Annotated in this window: 15 protein-coding genes; 12 read left to right on the plus strand and 3 right to left on the minus strand. The window is 46.2% G+C overall.

Annotated elements, in window-relative coordinates; translation table 11 throughout:
- The first annotated feature begins 174 nt into the window (after nucleotides 1–174).
- The 11 genes from BMW31_RS08470 (at nucleotide 175) to BMW31_RS08520 (ending at nucleotide 13,886) form a co-directional block, all read left to right on the plus strand.
- Nucleotides 175–1,170 (plus strand): AAA family ATPase, encoded by a 996-nt coding sequence (locus tag BMW31_RS08470; RefSeq protein ID WP_091824049.1) that lies wholly within the window; start codon nucleotides 175–177, stop codon nucleotides 1,168–1,170.
- Nucleotides 1,171–1,216: 46 nt separating this feature from the next.
- Nucleotides 1,217–2,098: a DUF58 domain-containing protein gene (locus BMW31_RS08475; protein ID WP_091824054.1), complete on the plus strand. Its 882-nt coding sequence runs from the start codon at nucleotides 1,217–1,219 to the stop codon at nucleotides 2,096–2,098.
- Nucleotides 2,099–2,121: 23 nt separating this feature from the next.
- Complete coding sequence (locus tag BMW31_RS08480) at nucleotides 2,122–3,207, plus strand: BatD family protein (RefSeq protein WP_177166294.1); 1,086 nt, start codon at nucleotides 2,122–2,124, stop codon at nucleotides 3,205–3,207.
- Between the two features lie 62 nt (nucleotides 3,208–3,269).
- The gene (locus tag BMW31_RS08485; protein WP_091824057.1) at nucleotides 3,270–4,268 is read left to right on the plus strand and encodes a vWA domain-containing protein; all 999 of its coding nucleotides are present in this window, start codon (nucleotides 3,270–3,272) and stop codon (nucleotides 4,266–4,268) included.
- A gap of 12 nt (nucleotides 4,269–4,280) precedes the next feature.
- Nucleotides 4,281–5,315, plus strand: coding sequence for a VWA domain-containing protein (locus BMW31_RS08490; protein WP_091824060.1), 1,035 nt, complete (start codon nucleotides 4,281–4,283; stop codon nucleotides 5,313–5,315).
- A 4-nt stretch (nucleotides 5,316–5,319) separates the two neighbouring features.
- Nucleotides 5,320–5,988 (plus strand): tetratricopeptide repeat protein, encoded by a 669-nt coding sequence (locus BMW31_RS08495; protein ID WP_091824064.1) that lies wholly within the window; start codon nucleotides 5,320–5,322, stop codon nucleotides 5,986–5,988.
- Between the two features lie 59 nt (nucleotides 5,989–6,047).
- A complete protein-coding gene (locus BMW31_RS08500; RefSeq protein ID WP_091824067.1) occupies nucleotides 6,048–8,618 on the plus strand; it encodes a BatD family protein in 2,571 nt (856 codons plus the stop codon).
- A 36-nt stretch (nucleotides 8,619–8,654) separates the two neighbouring features.
- Complete coding sequence (locus tag BMW31_RS08505; protein WP_091824071.1) at nucleotides 8,655–9,350, plus strand: phosphatase PAP2 family protein; 696 nt, start codon at nucleotides 8,655–8,657, stop codon at nucleotides 9,348–9,350.
- Between the two features lie 3 nt (nucleotides 9,351–9,353).
- Nucleotides 9,354–10,619 carry an S-adenosylmethionine:tRNA ribosyltransferase-isomerase gene (locus tag BMW31_RS08510; protein ID WP_091824075.1) on the plus strand — a complete coding sequence of 422 codons (1,266 nt, stop codon included), beginning with the start codon at nucleotides 9,354–9,356 and terminating at the stop codon, nucleotides 10,617–10,619.
- Nucleotides 10,620–10,675: 56 nt separating this feature from the next.
- A complete protein-coding gene (locus BMW31_RS08515; RefSeq protein ID WP_091824078.1) occupies nucleotides 10,676–11,881 on the plus strand; it encodes a DUF2027 domain-containing protein in 1,206 nt (401 codons plus the stop codon).
- 34 nt (nucleotides 11,882–11,915) lie between these two features.
- A complete protein-coding gene (locus BMW31_RS08520; protein WP_091824083.1) occupies nucleotides 11,916–13,886 on the plus strand; it encodes an NAD(+) synthase in 1,971 nt (656 codons plus the stop codon).
- Nucleotides 13,887–14,371: 485 nt separating this feature from the next.
- Here the strand turns inward: BMW31_RS08520 and tilS are convergent, their stop codons facing one another.
- The 3 genes from tilS to BMW31_RS08535 are packed head-to-tail and all read right to left on the minus strand — an operon-like array spanning nucleotide 14,372 to nucleotide 17,591.
- On the minus strand, nucleotides 14,372–15,673 hold the full coding sequence (gene tilS, locus BMW31_RS08525) for a tRNA lysidine(34) synthetase TilS (protein ID WP_255404916.1): 1,302 nt from the start codon (nucleotides 15,671–15,673) through the stop codon (nucleotides 14,372–14,374).
- A 34-nt stretch (nucleotides 15,674–15,707) separates the two neighbouring features.
- Nucleotides 15,708–16,892, minus strand: coding sequence for a class I SAM-dependent rRNA methyltransferase (locus BMW31_RS08530; RefSeq protein ID WP_091824090.1), 1,185 nt, complete (start codon nucleotides 16,890–16,892; stop codon nucleotides 15,708–15,710).
- Nucleotides 16,893–16,934: 42 nt separating this feature from the next.
- Nucleotides 16,935–17,591 (minus strand): 3'-5' exonuclease, encoded by a 657-nt coding sequence (locus BMW31_RS08535; protein WP_091824093.1) that lies wholly within the window; start codon nucleotides 17,589–17,591, stop codon nucleotides 16,935–16,937.
- A gap of 106 nt (nucleotides 17,592–17,697) precedes the next feature.
- On the opposite strand from BMW31_RS08535, the gene BMW31_RS08540 reads away from it, so the two are divergent.
- Nucleotides 17,698–20,184 (plus strand): FtsK/SpoIIIE family DNA translocase, encoded by a 2,487-nt coding sequence (locus tag BMW31_RS08540; RefSeq protein WP_091824096.1) that lies wholly within the window; start codon nucleotides 17,698–17,700, stop codon nucleotides 20,182–20,184.
- Nucleotides 20,185–20,186 lie beyond the last annotated feature (2 nt).

The following is a 20,186-nucleotide window of genomic DNA, read 5'->3' on the forward strand; positions in this document are numbered from 1 at the left end:
CCAGCAGTCTGTAGTAGCAAACTTGAATGTCACATCTTTTAAAGCAAACAAAAAGTTTCTTAAATTATAGGAAATAGGGAGCTGTTTTAATATAATTTAGATACTATCTTTCGCCTCTCTCTCCTAATTGTTGTACTTTTGCGTCAAAATAGAACATAAACTGAATAAATAATTATGGCAGAAGCTATTGATATCCGCGAATTAAACATCCGGATAGAACAACAGAGCGCGTTCATCAGCAATCTTGTGAGTGGAATGGATCGCGTCATTGTCGGACAGAAACATTTAGTAGACTCGTTACTCATTTCGCTGTTGAGCGATGGACACATCCTGCTGGAAGGAGTTCCCGGACTGGCCAAGACATTGGCTATAAAAACCTTGGCGCAACTCATTGCTGCAGATTATAGCCGCATCCAGTTTACTCCGGATTTGCTGCCTGCCGATGTGATAGGCACCATGATTTACAGCCAGAAAGAAGAGAACTTTCAGGTAAAGAAAGGCCCGGTGTTTGCAAACTTCGTGTTGGCGGATGAGATAAACCGTGCTCCGGCAAAAGTTCAGAGCGCTCTTTTGGAAGCTATGCAGGAACACCAGGTAACAATCGGTGAGAATACTTTCAAGTTACCTAACCCGTTCCTGGTTATGGCAACACAGAACCCGATAGAGCAGGAGGGTACATACCAGCTTCCTGAAGCTCAGGTGGATCGCTTTATGCTGAAAGTTGTCATAGGCTATCCTACCATCGAAGAGGAGAAACTCATCATCAGAGAGAACTTACAGGGCGAACTGCCGGTTGTAACTCCGGTTACCACCGCAGAGGAAATACTCAAAGCCCGCGAGGTGGTGAGCCAAGTATATATAGACGAAAAGATAGAGCAATATATTGCTGATATTGTTTTTGCCAGCCGCTATCCGGACCGTTACGGAATGGCAGAGCTGAAGGATTTGATAACCTTTGGCGGTAGTCCGCGTGCAAGTATCAATCTGGCTAAAGCTGCCCGTGCCTTCGCTTTCATCAAGCATCGTGGTTATGTGGTGCCTGAGGATGTCCGGGCTGTTGCACATGATGTGCTCCGCCACCGCATTGGCCTTTCGTACGAGGCAGAGGCAAGTAATGTAACTTCGGAAGAAATAGTCAGCAAAATAATCAATAAAGTTGAGGTTCCCTAAACTTTGCCATGTGCATAGCGGCTTAAACGGGAGAAAATATTGAAGATTGGAAACAATTGATATTTTAAAGAAGGTTCGTAAGATAGAGATTAAAACCCGCGGTTTGAGTCAGAATATCTTTGCAGGTGAATACCATTCGGCATTCAAGGGACGTGGTATGGCCTTCTCTGAAGTGCGTGAGTATCAGTTTGGTGATGATGTGAGGGATATAGACTGGAATGTAACAGCCCGTTTCCATCGTCCATACATCAAAGTTTTTGAGGAGGAACGCGAACTCACGGTGATGTTGCTGATAGATGTGTCGGGGTCTCTTGATTTCGGAACGACGCGCCAGATGAAGCGTGAATTGACAACTGAAATAGCTGCAACGCTCGCTTTCAGCGCAATACAGAATAATGACAAGATTGGTGTCATATTCTTTTCAGACCGCATTGAAAAGTATATACCGCCAAAGAAAGGTCGAAAACATATCTTGTATATCATCAGAGAAATGCTCGATTTCCATCCAGAAAGTTACAAGACCGATATCGGTATGGCGATGGAATATCTGACCAGTGTTATGAAACGTCGGTGTACAGCTTTTGTATTGAGCGATTTCTACGATAATAAGAACCTTGAGCCAACTTTCGATCATACTTTCGAGATTGCCAACCGCAAACACGATGTGGTTGCCATACAGGTGTACGACCCTCTGGCCAAGAGTTTACCGAATATCGGACTGATGAAGGTACGAGATGCGGAAACAGGTCACGAAACGTTTATCGACACTTCAAGCAGCAAGCTGCGTAAAGCTCACACCCGTTACTGGATGCAGCGCCAGGAAACTCTCACAAGAACCTTTACTAAGAGTAATGTTGACTGGGTTTCGGTAGCCACTAACGAAGATTATGCCAAATCTTTGCTTCTGCTGTTCAAGCAACGAGCCTGAAATTTGTAAAGAGGAATGCTAAAATGACAAACGACAAGTTGAAATATATATATCCGTTTCTGCTTCTATGGGTGACAATACTTACTTCTTCCGCTCAACCACGGGTAGAAGCGAGGATAGATTCTATTGCTATTATGATAGGGCAGCAGGCTCATCTTACGATAGATGTAATTGCCGGTAAAGGAGCTCAAGTTGTATTCCCGCAGTTTAAACCGTCGCAATATATCACTCAAGGCGTAGAGGTTCTTGAATCCACAGATCCTGTCACCACGCCCATGGATAATAATCAAGAGAAAGTAAGCAAGACATTTACCCTAACCAGCTTTGACGAGCATCTGTATCCGATTCCCGGCATGAAGGTCAAGGTTAACGGAAAGACAGTAGTCGGCAATCCCCTGGCCCTGAAAGTGGTTACGGTAGATGTAGACACGCTCCATCCGAACCAATTCTTTCCTCCCAAGGATGTACAGGATAACCCTTTCAAGTGGAGCGAGTGGAGTCCCTTGTTCTGGCTCAGCATGTTGCTGCTTTTACTTTGTCTGGTGTGCTACTATCTGTATGTTCGCCTGCGTGAGAACAAACCGGTCATCACGCGTATTCGGATTGTCAAGAAGGTTCTGCCGCATCAGAAAGCGCTCTCTTCCATTGAAAAAATAAAATCGGAGCAGTTGCAGATATCAGAGGACCAGAAAACCTATTACACCAAGCTTACAGATACGTTACGTCAATACATTGACGAACGGTTCGGGTTCAAGGCAATGGAAATGACCTCTGCTGAAATCATAGACCGGTTGAAGGAAACGGGTGACCAGAAGATGATTGATGAACTGAAGAGTTTGTTCCAAACTGCGGATCTAGTTAAGTTTGCCAAATACTCGACTCTCATCAACGAAAATGACCTCAACCTGGTTAACGCTATAAACTTCATAGATGAGACAAAACTTGAAGGAGAACCTACCGAAGAAAAGGTAGTACCGAAGTTGAGTGAGGAGGATAAACGTTCCAAGAAAGAACGGACAACCTTAAAAGCTGCAATTTACATATTGGGAAGCGTTATTGTGGCATTGCTTGCTTACATCGTTTATCATGTGTATGAGCTTACCCTATAGCAATTCGACCGCTGCAGAACTTATGTAGCCATCGGAAAAAGAATATTAAATATAGAGATACAGTGGAATTTGCAAATAAAGAATATTTTCTCCTACTTCTATTGATAATACCTTATGTGTTATGGTATTTTCTATACAGAAAGAGAAGTGAGCCGACCATCAGGATGAGCGACACTTACGCTTTTCGCGATGCGCCTAAGAGTTGGCGAATGCGTATCAGCAATTTGCCGATGTTGTTGAGATGCTTAACTTATATTCTTGTTGTAATCATCCTTGCTCGGCCACAAACCCATAATGCTTGGGACAAGAAGACGGTAGAGGGTATAGATATCATGTTGGCAATGGATGTTTCCACTTCCATGCTTGCCGAGGATTTGAAGCCAAACAGAATGGAGGCCGCCAAAGATGTTGCAACTGAATTTATATCGGGTAGGCCGAACGATAATATTGGCCTTACCATCTTTGCAGGAGAGGCTTTCACGCAATGTCCGATGACAACCGACCATGCCAGTTTGATAAGCCTGCTCCAGAATGTGCGCACTGATATTGCTGCCCGAGGACTCATTCAAGACGGTACTGCTGTTGGAATGGGATTGGCAAATGCTGTTAGCAGGTTAAAAGGCAGTAAAGCCAAAAGTAAGGTCGTAATTCTTTTAACCGACGGAAGTAACAATATGGGTGATCTCTCGCCAATGACTGCGGCTCAGATTGCGAAAAGCCTCGGTATCAGAGTTTATACCATTGGAGTAGGTACAAACAAAGTTGCTCGTTATCCTATGCCCGTTGCCGGAGGTGTACAATATGTTAATATCCCGGTAGAAATCGATACGAAGACTTTGAGCGATATTGCAGCTACCACGCAAGGCAATTTTTACAGAGCTACCAACAATGCCGAGCTGAAACAGATTTATAAAGATATAGACACGCTGGAAAAGACAAAGATGGATGTGAAGACTTTCTCCAAACGATATGAGGCATATCAACCTTTTGCACTTGCCGCCATCTTTTGTTTGCTGTTAGAAATACTTCTCAGAAATACTGTTTTAAGGAGAATTCCATAATCCACTGATGCAATGTTTAGATTTGAAGACCCCATATATCTTTGGCTTTTGCTGATAATTCCAATTTTAGCATTGGTAAGACTGGCAAGCTGGAGAACAAGAAAGAACAGACTGAAAAAGCTCGGAAATATCGAGCTTTTGAAACAACTGATGCCTGATGTTTCCAAATATCGGCCAACAGTTAAGTTCTGGTTTATGCTGTCAGCTTTGGCGTTGCTTATCATAATGTTGGCTCGTCCGCAGATGGGCACTACAATCAGTCACGAGAAACGGAATGGCATAGAAACCATCATTGCTCTTGATATATCCAATTCAATGAAAGCAGAAGATGTAACTCCTTCCCGCCTTGACAAAAGTAAACTGCTTGTTGAGAATCTGGTAGATCACTTTACTAATGACAAAATAGGTCTTGTTGTTTTTGCAGGCGATGCTTTTGTTCAGTTACCGATAACCAGCGATTATGTTTCAGCCAAGATGTTTTTGCAAAACATAGAACCATCTTTGATAGAAACTCAGGGTACAGATATTGCCAAGGCAATTAATCTGTCAATGAAGAGCTTCACGCAAGAAGACAAGATAGGTAAAGCTATCATTGTCATAACTGATGGCGAAGACCATGAGGGCGGAGCTATTCAAGCGGCACAAGAAGCTAAAAAGCGTGGTATCAATGTTTACATTCTGGGTGTTGGTGACCCTAAAGGTTCTCCTATACCGGATGCTGAAGGTGGCTATATGAAAGATAATTCCGGCCAGACGGTAATGACAACTCTCAACGAACAAATGTGCAAAGAGGTGGCTAAGGCTGGAAGTGGGAAATATATACACGTTGATAATACAAGCGATGCACAAGAGAAGTTGAATGATGAATTGACTAAACTCCAGACAGGCGAGTCGCAAAGTGTTATTTACAGCGCTTACGATGAACAGTTCCAAGCTGTGGGTATATTGGTTCTACTCATGCTCATCATTGAGGTTTGCGTTTTGGAATCTAAGAATCCTCTTTTGAAAAATGTCAAATTCTTCAATAAGAGAAAAGTAAGAAATTAACGAAATGTACAAAGAAATAAGATATATATTAGTAATATTGCTATGCGCTTTCTGCTATCAGTCATACGCGCAGCGCGACCGCCAGTACATACGAAATGGAAACAAACTGTATCGGATGCAAAATTATGCCAAAGCAGAAGTTCAATACAGGAAAGCCTTAACGGCAAATCCGCAGAATTCTCAAGCCATGTACAACTTGGGATGTGCTTTAATGATGCAACAAAAAGATTCGGCGGCAGTTATTCAATATAACAATGCTGGTAAGTTGGAAATTGGGAAAGGGCGTAAAGCAATGGTTTATCACAACTTAGGGACAATTTTCCAAGCGCACCAAATGTATGCCCAAGCGATACAAGCCTACCAGGAGAGCCTGCGCAACAATCCCAATGACAATGAGACCCGATACAATCTGGCTCTTTGTAAGCGCCAGCAGAAGAATGACAAGCAAAACAAGAACAAGAAGAAGCAAGATAACAAAGACAAGGATAAGGAAAAGAACAAGCAAAACCAAGATCAGAAGCAAAATCAGGAACAGCAACCAAAGGAGCAGATGAGCAAGGAAAATGCCGAACAACTCCTCAATGCTGCAGTGCAAGCAGAAAAAGCAACTCAGCAACGATTGAAGAAGAACATGCAACAGCCCCGAAAGCGAAGCCTGCTGAAGAATTGGTAAAGAACTGCCTTTATGAGTGAAGTATTTCCCAAAACAAAGGAGAATTAGAAAGAGACTATATGAAACGATATATACTTTTCAGCGTTCTGGTTTTATTAGCAACGATGGCAGTTGCACAGAGTATATCTGTGCAAGCACCTGACCATGTAGCTTTAGGAGAGAACTTTCGCCTCTCCTATACCATAAATACTCAGGATGTAGAAGATTTCCGAGCTGGCAACATACCGTCGGCCATTGAGGTCATAGCAGGCCCCTATGAGTCAAGGCAATCGAGTTACCAGATGATTAATGGACACACGAGCTCTTCATCTTCTATAACCTACACCTATACACTCTATGCAGGTAAAAACGGAACATATACCATTCCGGCAGCTCATGCCCGTATTGCCGGAAAGCATGTATCTTCGCAAGCAATCAGGATTACTGTGTCTGGTTCCGCCCGCAACGCAAACAATGTTACGCCTAAAATGCACAATGACTACGACGAGTCTGGCATACGCAGCGAAGGCAGTCGTATTTCCGGTAATGATCTTTTTATTAAGGTAAGTGCTAACAAGAAGAGAGTGCATGAGCAAGAACCTGTGTTGTTGACTTACAAAGTGTACACCACGGTTGACTTGACTCAACTTGAAGGCAAGATGCCTGATCTGACAGGATTTCACACGCAAGAGGTGAAACTGCCTCAGCAAAAGAGCTTCCATATTGAACAGGTGAACGGCAGAGCGTATAAGTGTGTAACATGGAGTCAGTACGTAATGTATCCGCAAATGACGGGCAGATTGACCATTCCAAGTATCACATTTAAAGGAATTGTCGTCCAGCAAAACCGCTCTGTAGATCCGTTTGAAGCATTCTTTAATGGAGGTTCCGGATACGTGGAGGTTCATCGCAACATTGTTGCGCCGGGGTTGGATATCCAGGTAGATCCTCTTCCCAATCGGCCGGCAGATTTCTCGGGTGGAGTAGGCAGATTTAATATTTCAGCTCAACTCAACAAGACCTCGGTAAAGGCTGGCGACCCCATTACTCTGAGGGTTGTTATCGGTGGAACTGGTAATTTGAAACTTATCAAACAACCGGTAATTGAGTTCCCCAAGGACTTTGATAAGTATGATGCCAAGGTAACAGACAAGACAAAGTTGACTGCTAATGGTATAGAAGGTAATATGGTATATGATTTCCTGGCTGTCCCTCGTAATCAGGGCACTTTTACCATACCGGCCGTGAAGCTCACTTACTACGATATAGGGTCCAATGCCTACAAGACGATTCAAACAAATTCATTTACTGTAAATGTAGCTAAAGGTGACGGAACGAGTGAAGCTGTATCCGATTATGCTGATAACAGCAACAAGGATATACATGCCATTAAGGAAGGCAAAACAGAACTGCATGCCATTAACGAATTCTTTTATGGCAGCACTGTCTACTGGATTGTTTTGTTTGTGCTCTTGGCAGCATTTATTACATTACTTGTTATTTTCCGCCAACGAGCCATCGACAATGCTGATATTGTGAAGATGCGTGGCAAAAAGGCTAATAGGATTGCCACAAAGCGATTGAAAACCGCCAGCCGATTAATGTTTGCAAACAAGCAAAATGAATTTTACGACGAAGTGATGAGAGCTTTGTGGGGATATGTCAGCGATAAACTGAACATGCCTGTCGAGCAATTGTCACGTGAGAATATTGCAGAAAATCTGCACCAGCATGCTGTTGATGAACAAACTATCACGAAGTTTCTCGGTGCGTTGGATGAGTGTGAATACGAACGCTATGCGCCTGGCGATCCTTCGGGTAATATGAGTAAGACTTTTGAAAGTGCAATGACAGCAATAGAAGAGATAGAAAACGTCATAAAGAATGGAAAACGAACGGCAAGCCATCATGCTACGGGCGTCCTTTTGCTGTTTTTGTTGTTCCTCTCTTTGCCCAGTTCGGCTATAACGAAAAGAGATGCTGACTTGGAATACAAGAAAGGCAACTATCAGCAAGCTATCAAAGATTATCAGGAATTGCTGAAAAAAGGCGTGAGCGCCGACCTTTATTATAATTTGGGTAATGCTTACTTCCGAAGCGACAATATCACGCAGGCTGTACTGGCTTATGAGCGTGCTCATTTGCTATCGCCGGGCGACGAGGATATTAGGTTCAATCTGGAGTTTGCGCGCAGCAAAACCATTGACAAAATAACCCCTGAAAGCGAGATGTTTTTTGTTACATGGTACAGGGCTTTGGTAAATTACACAAGCGTAGACTGTTGGGCTGCAGTTGCTATAGTTTCTATTGCTTTAGCTCTAATCCTGATGCTCGTCTATCTTTTCGCCACCCAGCTTGCCCTTCGTAAAGTTGGTTTCTTTGGCGCTTTATTATTTCTTTTGTTGTTTGCAGGCAGCAATCTCTTTGCCTATCAGCAGAAATCAACACTCGAAAACAGAAATGGAGCCATAGTGATAGCCCCTTCTGTCAATGTAAAGAAGACACCCGACATGAATGGAAGTGATGACTTTGTGTTGCATGAAGGCACTCGCGTCAACGTGACCGACAGAAGCATGAAGCAATGGAGAGGCATCCGTTTGGATGACGGACGTGAAGGATGGCTTCTGAACAATCAGATAGAAGACATTTGACAACATCCTGCAAACAATTAAAGCTGTAAAAATCAGATGAACTGGACCACATTAGACAGTATAGACAGGACTGTATTGGAAGTTTTCAACGGGAGTGACTCTCTCTTTGTAGATAGTCTTGCCCAAATTCTGACTTCTGGATACACCTGGATTCCACTGTACGCAGCTTTGTTCTATCTGATAGTAAAGAATAACGAAACAATGTTGCAGATAGCCTTTGCTATTGGTGGAGCTGTGACGTGTGTCATTTTAGCCGACCTTATGGCCGACGGCATCGTAAAACCTCTTGTAGGACGGTGGAGGCCGAGCAATGACCCCATTATCAAATATACGATAGATATTGTCAATAACACCCGTGGTACAGATTACGGTTTCTTCTCTGCACATGCCGCCAACACAATGTCAATAGCATTGTTTTTCTGCTTATTGGTCCGTAACAGGATTTTTGCTGCTTGCATGATAACGTGGTCTGTAATTAGCTGTTGGACCCGCATGTACATGGGGCTGCACTATCCGGGCGATATCATTGTAGGTCTTGCATGGGGCAGTGCAGTTGCTTGTGGAGTTTATTATATATATCGAAAGCTATATTATAAGGTAAGTCCTAAAATCAATTATATTTCGTCACAATATACCTCTACAGGTTATAGCCTGGTAGATATAGATGTTGTGGTTTGTACTTTTGCCTTTATTATGGTTTTTTCCATAATAGGTAGCATTATATACATATAACCAGTGGAAACAAAATATATTAAAATCAGCGATTACAGTTATCCATTGCCCGATGAGCGTATCGCAAAATTCCCGATTTCCGAGCGCGATCACAGCAAACTCCTGCTGTACAGACATGGCGTTGTCAGCGAGGATGTGTTCTACAACCTTCCCAATTACCTTCCTCGGCATGCGTTGATGGTATTTAACAATACCAAGGTCATTCAGGCTCGTATACATTTTCGCAAAGAAACCGGGGCGTTAATAGAAATATTCCTCATGGAGCCGGCCAACCCCGTAGACTACGAACTGATGTTCCAAACCGCAGGTCACTGTTCGTGGCTGTGCATGATTGGCAATTTAAAGAAATGGAAAGAAGGCTCGCTCGTGCGTGAATTCGAGATAAAGGGGAACCGTTTCCATCTTCGAGCCACACTCAATCATTCGCGAAGCGTACATGTATCTACCGGCACCAATTATTGGGTCGACTTCGATTGGAACAACCCTTCCGTCAGCTTTGCAGAGATACTGGATGCTGTGGGCGAGCTCCCCATACCCCCATATTTGAACAGGCAAACTCAGGAGAGCGACAAAACAACCTACCAAACGGTGTATAGCAAGATTAAAGGATCTGTTGCTGCCCCAACCGCCGGGCTGCATTTCACCGACTCTGTACTCAAAAATATTGATGCACACGGTATCGAACGCGATGAGTTAACCCTGCATGTAGGCGCCGGAACCTTTAAACCTGTAAAGAGTGAAGAGATAGCCGGGCATGAGATGCACTCGGAGTATATTGTCGTTCATCGGCATACGTTCGAGAAACTGCTCGCTCACGACTGTCATGCCATTGCCGTGGGAACAACCAGCGTACGCACACTCGAGAGTCTCTATTACATGGGGGTGAAGTTGCAAATCAATCCTCAGGCATCCGAAGAAGACCTGCACATCAACCAATGGGAGCCTTATGAGTTGCAGCATGACGGAGCTGGGTTGGCCATAGTTGGTGGCAGCGCAGTTACTCCACATACTGCAATCAGTAATATACTGGATTGGCTGACGCGTAATGAACTCGAAGCCTTACATTCCAGTACGCAGATAATTATCGCTCCAGGCTATGTGTACAAGATAGTCAACATGTTGATTACCAATTTCCACCAACCTCAAAGTACGCTCTTGCTGCTTGTCAGCGCCTTTGTGAATGGAGACTGGCGTAAGATATATGACTATGCTCTGGCTCATGATTTCCGTTTCTTGAGCTATGGTGACAGCAGTTTGCTGATACCCTGACACAAACGGAACGAACAAACAGGACAGCAGAAAACATACATAACGAAAAACGAAAGATGAAAATAGGAGATAAGGTAAGATTTCTAAGCGAAACCGGCGGCGGTGTTGTTGCCGGCTTTCAGGGAAAAAACATTGTACTGGTAGAGGATAAGGATGGTTTCCAGATACCAACACCCGTCAACGATGTGGTGGTAGTGGGAGATTCTAACGAATATAACACAGCCAACATCGTAGCTTCCAAAACAGGTACAGCTCAAAAGGAAACTTCTCCGCTCGCAAGAGATGGCAAGAGCATCAAGGCCATGATGTCCGATGGCTATGACGAGGCGGTAGATACTGCTGTTGATGCAGAGCCTGCCGACAGAGAAATTTCATTCCGGGCCCCGGTTGAAGAACGGCAAGGCGGTAACCTGCTGAACTGCTATCTGGCCTTTGTACCTGTGGATGAAAAGACCCCTACCAATACGCGCTTTGAGTGTTATTTGGTAAACGACTGTAATTACTATCTGGATTACACCTATCTGTCGGCCGAAGGTGCGAGCTGGTCGCTTCGTTCCCGTGGAGAGATTGAGCCTAACACAAAGCTCTTTGTCGAAGAAATAGGACACGAGGATCTCAACGACATCAGACACATTGCAGTCCATCTGTTGGCTTACAAGAAGGACAAGGCTTTTATCCAGAAGCCGCCTGTGAGCGTAGAGTTTCGTATCGACGGCGTGAAATTCTACAAATTGCACACGTTCCAGCCTACGGATTTCTTCGGAACTCCTGCCTTGCTGTTTACCGTTATAGAGAAAGACGTGCCCGCACGTCCACTGGTTATAGATGCAAACAAGCTGAAGGCAGAGTTGTACAAGAAGCCGGCCGAATCCAAGCCTGCCGAGAGCGACGATGCCGGGAGCCAATCCGGATATGTCAGCCGCTACGATGATGGCAAGCAGAAAGGCACCCCTTGGCTCGTCAAAAGGAAAGGAGATGAGGATATTGTTGTGGTAGACCTGCATATAGACGCGTTATTGGACACTACGAGTGGCATGTCGCACATCGACATCCTCAACTATCAGCTCAAGGTTTTCCGCGATACGCTTGCCGCGTATAAGAACAAGAAAGGCCAGAAGATAGTCTTTATACACGGCAAGGGAGAAGGAGTGTTGCGCCATGCCATCGTCAACGAGCTTAATTACCGTTACAAGAAATACCAGTACCAGGATGCCAGCTTCCAGGAGTATGGCTATGGTGCCACGCAGGTTACCGTCAGATAGCTTGCTTCAATCAATGTACTTAAACCTACTTGTCATGAATTACGGATTTATTAAAGTGGCTGCAGCAGTGCCGAGTGTTAAGGTAGCTGACTGCAAATACAATTTGGAGCAAATAGAGTTGCTCGTGTCTCAGGCCGAAAAACAAGCCGTTGAGATTGTGGTTTTTCCCGAGCTTTCAATTACGGGTTACAGCTGTCAGGATTTGTTCCGGCAAAACCTCTTGCTCGATGCTTCGGAGACGGCAGTCATGATGCTGCTTGATTACACACGCCATCTGGACGTAGTGTCGATAGTCGGCGTGCCAATAGCAGTTGGCGATTTGCTGCTCAACTGTGCGGTTGTCATTCAGAAAGGCCAGATTCTGGGCATTGTTCCCAAGGAATATCTGCCCAATTACAATGAGTTTTACGAGAAACGATGGTTCGCGTCGTCGCAGGATTTGCGCCCCACCGAAATAAGATATTGCGGCAGTACCGCCCTCATCACGCCCGAGCCGCAGCTTTTCAGGACGAGCCAGGGCGTTACTTTCGGCGTTGAAATATGCGAAGACGTGTGGGCACCGACTCCTCCGAGCAACCATTTGGCACTGGCCGGAGCCGACCTTATCTTCAATCTTAGCGCAAGCAACGAGCTCATTGGCAAGCACAAGTATCTGCAAACGCTGCTGGCCCAGCAGAGTGCCCGCACGATATCGGGCTACATCTATGCCGGCAGCGGCTTTGGAGAGAGCACGCAGGATGTTGTCTATGGCGGCAATGCCATGATATATGAGAATGGGATTTTGTTGGGAGAGGCCGAGCGTTTCTGTCTGGAGCCGCAACTCACGGCAGTGCAGATAGATGTGGAACGCCTGCGCAACGACCGGCGCAACAACACAACCTTTGTCAATGCACAGAGAAGGATGAGGAACGAAAACATCCACATCATCAAGTGCCAGCAGGCTGTTGCCCCGACAGCGGATTTCGTGCTCGAACGTGCGGTAAATCCGCATCCCTTTGTGCCGCAATCTACGGACATGAGTGCCGACTGCGAGGAAATATTCAACATTCAGGCAATGGGCTTGGCCAAGCGTCTGGCCCACATCAACAGCAGCAGGGTGATTATAGGTATCAGTGGCGGACTGGACTCTACGCTCGCTCTGCTGGTGTGTATCAGGGCCTTCGACAAGCTGAAATTAGACCGAAAAGGCATTGTCGGCGTCACCATGCCCGGCTTTGGAACGACCGACAGGACTTACGAAAATGCCGTAAGCCTCATGCAGACATTAGGCATCACGATGCGCGAAATCAATATCGCCAAGAGTGTTACCCAGCATTTTGAAGACATAGGCCATGATGCAAGCCTAAAGGATGTAACTTATGAGAATAGCCAGGCGCGCGAACGCACTCAGATTTTGATGGACCTGAGCAATCAGATGGGCGGTTTGGTGATAGGTACGGGCGACTTGAGCGAGCTTGCTTTAGGGTGGTGCACCTACAATGGCGACCACATGAGCATGTACGCCGTGAACAGCGGCATTCCCAAAACCCTCATCCGCTATCTGGTGCGCTATGCGGCCAAGCAGCTGCAAAACGAAATTGCACAGGCTGACGGCCGCACGGCGTCGGACATTTTGCTTGATATTGTAGACACGCCCATCAGCCCCGAGTTGACGCCGGCCGATGAAAACGGGCAAATTCAGCAAAAAACGGAAGACCTCGTAGGCCCTTACGAGCTGCACGACTTCTTCCTCTACTATTTCTTGCGCTATGGTTTCCGTCCGCACAAGATATTCATGCTTGCCCAGTCAGCATTCCGTCAAAATAACGTTAAATACGACGATGCCACCATCAAGCATTGGCTCAAGACCTTTGTACGCCGCTTCTTCAGTCAGCAGTTCAAGCGCAGCTGCCTGCCCGATGGCCCCAAAGTGGGCAACGTGACACTCTCGCCACGCGGCGATTGGCGCATGCCGAGCGACGCTGTAAGCAGAATGTGGACTGACGAATGTGATGCCTTAGATTAGTATCACCCGCATATAGGAAGCAGAAGAGAGCCGCCCCGCAATGGGAAACGGCTCTCTTTTGGTTTGCCCTCCATGCCAACAATACCGAAACGAAGTAGAGTTTCAAGTCCTTCCTGGTAGTGGTAAACCAATTACCAGATAGTGGTAAAGACTTTACCAGGTAGTTGGTAAAGTGATTACCAGATACATGTAGAGCCTTTACCAGATACATGTAGAGGCATTACCAGATACATGTAGAGGCTTTACCAGATACATGTAGAGGCTTTACCAGATAGTGGTAAAGGCTTTACCAGATAGTGGTAAAACGGTTGTTCGATAAGTGCAGAGGGTTCAGAACAGCAATATACAGGTGCCGGACATCATTTCAAACAAGCCGGATAGAATGATATGTCGCAGGCATTGCTTTGCCAGTAAAGTGCAATTCGGAAACGTTGTGGCTCCTGACAATTACCTGGAGCAGGGACAAACATGTCCAGGAATACCTTTCATAAGATATTAATAACCAGCACTTTCTTAGTTGTTTCTCGAATGCTTACTTCATTACTTGCCCTGCGGGTAACTATCCAAACTATTTTGTCAGCAGCATCGGTGAGGACAAGCTGGTGACGCTTCTCGATTACATTCATCTTTAAGTCGGTCATAAAATCGCTTACCAGCTTGCTTCCCGTCATTCCGTAGGGTACAAAACGGTCGCCCTCCTTGGCGTACCTGATGTGAAGCGGGAACTCAACCTTGTCGGCATCCAGATGAATTTCGTCCGGTCGCCTGGATAATTGATAATTTTTGCCGATTTCATCGATACGAACGTTGAATTTAATCTCATCGTTGAACCGGTAGCATCCAGTCTCTGGTATCGTCAGTTCAGGGTATAGAGGCGTTATGGGTTCCACTATCAGCTGGCCACGGTCTATCAGTGCCTCGTGTGAACTCGAGCTGTAAATGGTTCCTGAAGGTGCATCAAGGTTCTCGGCTATCTGCTGCGAGACAGGGGCGGGGAAGTGGAAGTCTTTCAGCAAATACCAGACGTAATACTCGGGGGATGCGAATTTCCGGATGTCGGCAATGCTAACCGAGAGGCTGTCGGCTCGGTTATCGGCTTGCAGGTAATAGACAACGTGGCGCTTGATGTCTTTTTCCAGGCTGTCGGTTATTATCTTTTCAGCTTCCGACAGGTGTTCAGCTGCTTTCAGGATATTGTCAATGGCTGCCGGAGTAATTTGCAGCAGTTGCGGTACGACGTTCAGACGTATTTTGTTGCGCTGCACATCGTCTGTCAGATTGCTGCTGTCGGTAACATAATCTTGTTGAATGTTATCCAAATAACTGATTATTGCCGAATGGTTTACACATAAGAGCGGCCGTAATATGTACCCGTTCTTAGGCGCAATGCCGGTGAGTCCGTGTATGCCAGTTCCCCTGAGCAGGTTCAGAAGGATGGTTTCCAAGCTGTCGTCCTGGTGGTGGGCTACGCAGATACCATCAAACCCGAGGTCGTTGCGCAGCTGTTCGAAATACGTGTAACGCAGTTCGCGGGCGGCCATCTCTATGCTTACATGATGAAGATTGGCGTAAGTACGGGTATCGAAGTGAGCGATGTGCAGGCTTACTTGGTGCCGGTTGCAGAGTTGCCTGCAAAATGTCTCATCTCTGGCAGACTCTTGTCCGCGCAAGTTAAAGTTGCAGTGAACCGCCTCTATCTGATAGCCCAGCTGCAGAAGGACACGCAGCAATGCGACACTGTCGGCTCCGCCGGACAGGGCGACGAGGTATTTTCCCTTGCCATCCATTAACTCATGCCGGGTTATAAAATCAGATACGGTCTTATTCAACATAGAGTACGAGGCCCTTCAGATATTCGCCTTCGGGGTGATAAATGTTAATGGGATGGTCGGCAGGCTGGTGTAGCTGGTGCAGAATGCGGACTTTACGCTGCGCCTGAGCTGCTGCAGTGAACACCGCATTGCGGAATTGCTCCTTGGTAACAACTTGAGAGCAGCTGAAAGTGAACAGAATTCCGCCGTGCTTGATGCGCTGCAGACCTTTTACATTCAGCCGGGTGTATCCTTTGAGGGCATTGTGCAGGGCGCCGCGATGCTTGGCGAAGGCCGGCGGATCAAGCACCATCAAATCGTATTTATCGTCGTTTTCATCGAGATATTTAAATGCGTCCTCGCAAAAAGCTGCATGCCTGCTGTCGTTCGGGAAGTTCATGCTGACGTTGCTGTTTGTCAGTTCAATTGCTTTGGCACTGCTGTCAACGGAATGTACGAGCTTGGCACCACCGCGCATGGCATAGACGGAGAAGCCACCGGTATAGCAGAACATGTTGAGAACGGAGCGACCTTTGGCGTAGGCTTCGAGCAGCGACCTGTTTTCTCGTTGGTCCACAAAGAAGCCGGTCTTCTGTCCTTTCAGCCAATCGATGCGGAAACGGAGCCCGTTTTCCGTCGCAATATTATTGTCTGTGTGGCCGTAGATAAATCCGTTCTCCTGTCCTAAGTCGGCTTTGAAGGGTAGGGTAGTCTCACTCTTGTAATAAACATTGTCAATTTTGCCATCCATTACAGAAACCAGAGCGTTGCATATCTCCATCCGGCTCATGTGCATACCGACGCTGTGGGCCTGCATGACGGCTGTTTTTCCGTAGCAGTCGATGACAAGTCCCGGCAGGTTATCGCCCTCGCCGTGAACCAGTCGGTAAGTGTCATTGTCAGGATTGCAGGCTATTCCTGCAATTGCCATGCGCACGTTCAGCGCCGAGCGTATGCGTGCATTCCAGAAGTTATCGTCTATCGGTACATCGGTAAACGACAGAACTCTGACAGCAATAGAACCTATCTGATAATGACCCACGGCAATGAAGTCACCGCCGGCAGTAATAACTCGTACCACTTCTCCCTCTTCAATGCCGTCGTCCATGTGGTGGATGGCGCCGGAGAAAATCCACGGATGAAAGCGTTTGAGACTTTCTTCTTTTCCTTTTTTAAGATATACCTGCTTATACATGTGGCGTATAGATGGTTTCAATGATTTAAATCTGACAGATTTTTACAGTTTGCACAACTCGGCTTCTTGAAGTTTCTGTGGCTCTTGCCTCATGCGCAGCTCATATTCCCCGGTGTTCTTCAGCCTCATTATTTCCTCATATAGGTTGATACATGTCCAGGCATCGGTTGCTGCATAGGCCTTCTGCTTGTCGGTCAGTATGTCCGCATCCCAGTTCGTCAGGCGCTGGCGCTTACTGATTTTCTGATGGAAGAGGTTGGCGTAGAGCTTCTGTAAGGACAAATCTTGTATTCCGATGGCCCCAACCATGTCCTGAAGGTCAACGAACTTGCCCGGAGTAAATGCCGCTCTGCGGTGGAGTGATAGCAAGTCGTCATGTAAAGAGAGTCCAACCATAGGCACCTGCTTGTTTTCCAGCAGCCTGATGATGGCCGGCGTCATGCCCGTATGGTTCAGACGGAACAGGAAACAATTCTCACGATTGGACACCTGGAGTAGGGATACCTTGTAGTTTTGCCCCTTCTTAAAGGCCGGACGGGTCTCCGTGTCAATGCCTAAAATATCGCTTGTAAGCAGGTAATCAACCGCTTTCTCTGCTTCTCGTGGATTAATGACGACGATGATTTTTCCGGGGAAAAGTACCGTAGGTAATTCGTTTATGGCATGCTTGTCGAAAATGTTGTATATGACTTTCTTCATTTCCCGTTATTGTTACAATTTGCAAAATTAGGAAAAAGTTGCGAAAATATGGCTGGATATGACTTTTTTACACTATTTTTGCATTTAAAATTGATAGTAAAGACAAATGGCAAGAAAGAAATCTGAACGTAAACCAAAGAATGTAGGTGAAGCGGTCGGTTTTAAATCATATAATTTTAAAACGAACGAGAAGACGGATTTTATCCTTGGTCTTGTTCTCATGCTTGTTGCAATCTACATCATTATCGCGATGGTGTCGTTTCTTACAACAGGCCAGGCAGACCAGAGTCTTCTTGAAAGTCTGCGACCCGGAGAATGGATGAATACGCATCAGGTTTTTACAAACTACTGCGGTTCGTTCGGAGCCATTCTTTCGTATTTCTTCCTCTATACAACTTTCGGTCTGCCATCGTTCCTTATACCGGCTTTCATCATCCTTGTAAGCCTTAAATTGATGCAGGCCTATACCAAGCTGAACCTCTGGAAGTGGTTTTTCGGCATGGCATTGGTCATGGTGTGGAGTTCGATAACCTTCGCGAAGTTCCTTGCTCCTATCATGGGTGACCAAGTCTATAATCCTGGTGGAAATCATGGTGTGTTCTGTGTTCAGCATTTGGAGAACCTGGTGGGTCCTCCGGGACTTACTGCCATTCTGCTTATGGTGGCCATAGCATTCCTTACTTATTTGAGTGCAGAGACTATTACCGTCATACGCAAGGCTTTGAACCCCATCGGATACATATCTTCAAAGATAAAGATTTCGGTGACAACCGGCCCCGACAAGGACAGTTCTTCTGACGACCCAGCTGATAATGCTGAAACAGAGCTGGCCGAAGAGAAGCCTGAGGCATCGGAGTCAGAGAGCGAAAGCATTGCTTCCACGGTCGTAGACCTAACGCCAGAACCAGCTCCTGCTAAGTCTTCGCATGAACCTATTGGCCTTTCCATAACTCCAGCGGCCCGGGAAGACAAGGCGGAAACCAACTCCGACGGTAAGCTAACTTCCGTGCAAGTGGCTTCCAATGAAGAAGAAGCGTATGGGAAGACACTCAACGCGGAGGACATTTTAAAGACTCCAATCAATCCGTTAGAGCCTTTTACAAGATATAAATACCCGACCATCGATTTGCTGAAGACCTACGACAACGACGGTAAGCCAGAAGTTGACATGGAGGAAATAAAGGCCAACAATGCGCATATTGTCGAAGTGCTCAGCAATTTCGGAGTAACCATTAAGGAAATAAAGGCCACCGTTGGCCCCACCATTACCTTGTATGAGATTACCCCCGGCCCTGGTGTCCGCATTTCCAAGATTAAGAACTTGGAAGATGATATCGCCTTGAGTCTCTCCGCACTGGGTATCAGAATTATTGCGCCTATTCCCGGCAAGGGTACTATCGGCATCGAGGTTCCTAACAAGAAGAAGAATATCGTGTCGATGGAGAGCGTTTTGAATACAAAGAAATTCAAGGAAACGAAAATGGACTTGCCTATTTCGCTGGGAAAGACCATTACCAACGAGGTATATATGGTTGACTTGGCCAAGATACCTCACTTGCTGGTAGCCGGTGCCACAGGTCAGGGTAAGTCGGTTGGCCTGAATGCCATCATCACTTCTTTGCTGTACAAGAAACACCCAAATGAGTTGAAGTTCGTCCTGATAGATCCCAAGAAAGTTGAATTCAGCATTTATAATAAGATAGCGCCCCATTTTATGGCCTGTCTGCCAGAGAACGAGGACGAACCGATTATAACAGATGTGCAGAAAGTGGTGCGGACTTTGAACTCGCTTTGTAAGCTGATGGATCACCGCTACGACCTGTTGAAGATGGCGGGAGTCAACAAAATCAAGGATTATAACGACAAATTCATTCATCACAAGCTCGATTTGACCAAGGGACATGAATACATGCCCTACATCGTAGTTATCATAGATGAGTTCGGCGACTTGATTATGACAGCAGGCAAGGAGGTTGAACTTCCAATAGCCCGTATCGCCCAGCTGGCCCGTGCTGTAGGTATTCACATGGTGATTGCCACACAGCGACCCACTACTAATATCATTACAGGTACCATAAAGGCCAACTTTCCGGGTCGAATGGCGTTCCGCGTAGGTGCGCAGATTGACTCCAGAACCATTCTTGACCGCAAGGGAGCCGAACGACTGATAGGGCGGGGCGACATGCTCTTCCTGAACGGCGGCGAGCCTGTGCGTGTACAGTGTGCTTTTGTCGATACACCGGAAATAGAAACCATTTCAGATTACATTGAAAGTCAACCCGGCCCGGTAGCTCCAGTTGAGTTACCCGAACCGTCGGACGACGGTCAGGGAGGCAATGGAGGTGGTGGTGCCAACATGAGCAACATAGATCCGTATTTTGAAGAAGCAGCCCATGCCATCGTCGTATCGCAGCAAGGGTCCACCAGTATGGTACAGCGGCGCTTCTCGATAGGCTACAACAGAGCCGGCAGACTGATGGACCAGTTGGAAGCTGCGGGAATTGTAGGCTCTGCACAAGGCAGCAAACCGCGTGAAGTGCTTATTCAAGATGAGAACTCACTCAATGAACTATTGGCGCGATTAAGAAGTTAAAG

This window comes from Prevotella sp. kh1p2 (assembly GCF_900111525.1).
GTDB lineage: Bacteria > Bacteroidota > Bacteroidia > Bacteroidales > Bacteroidaceae > Prevotella.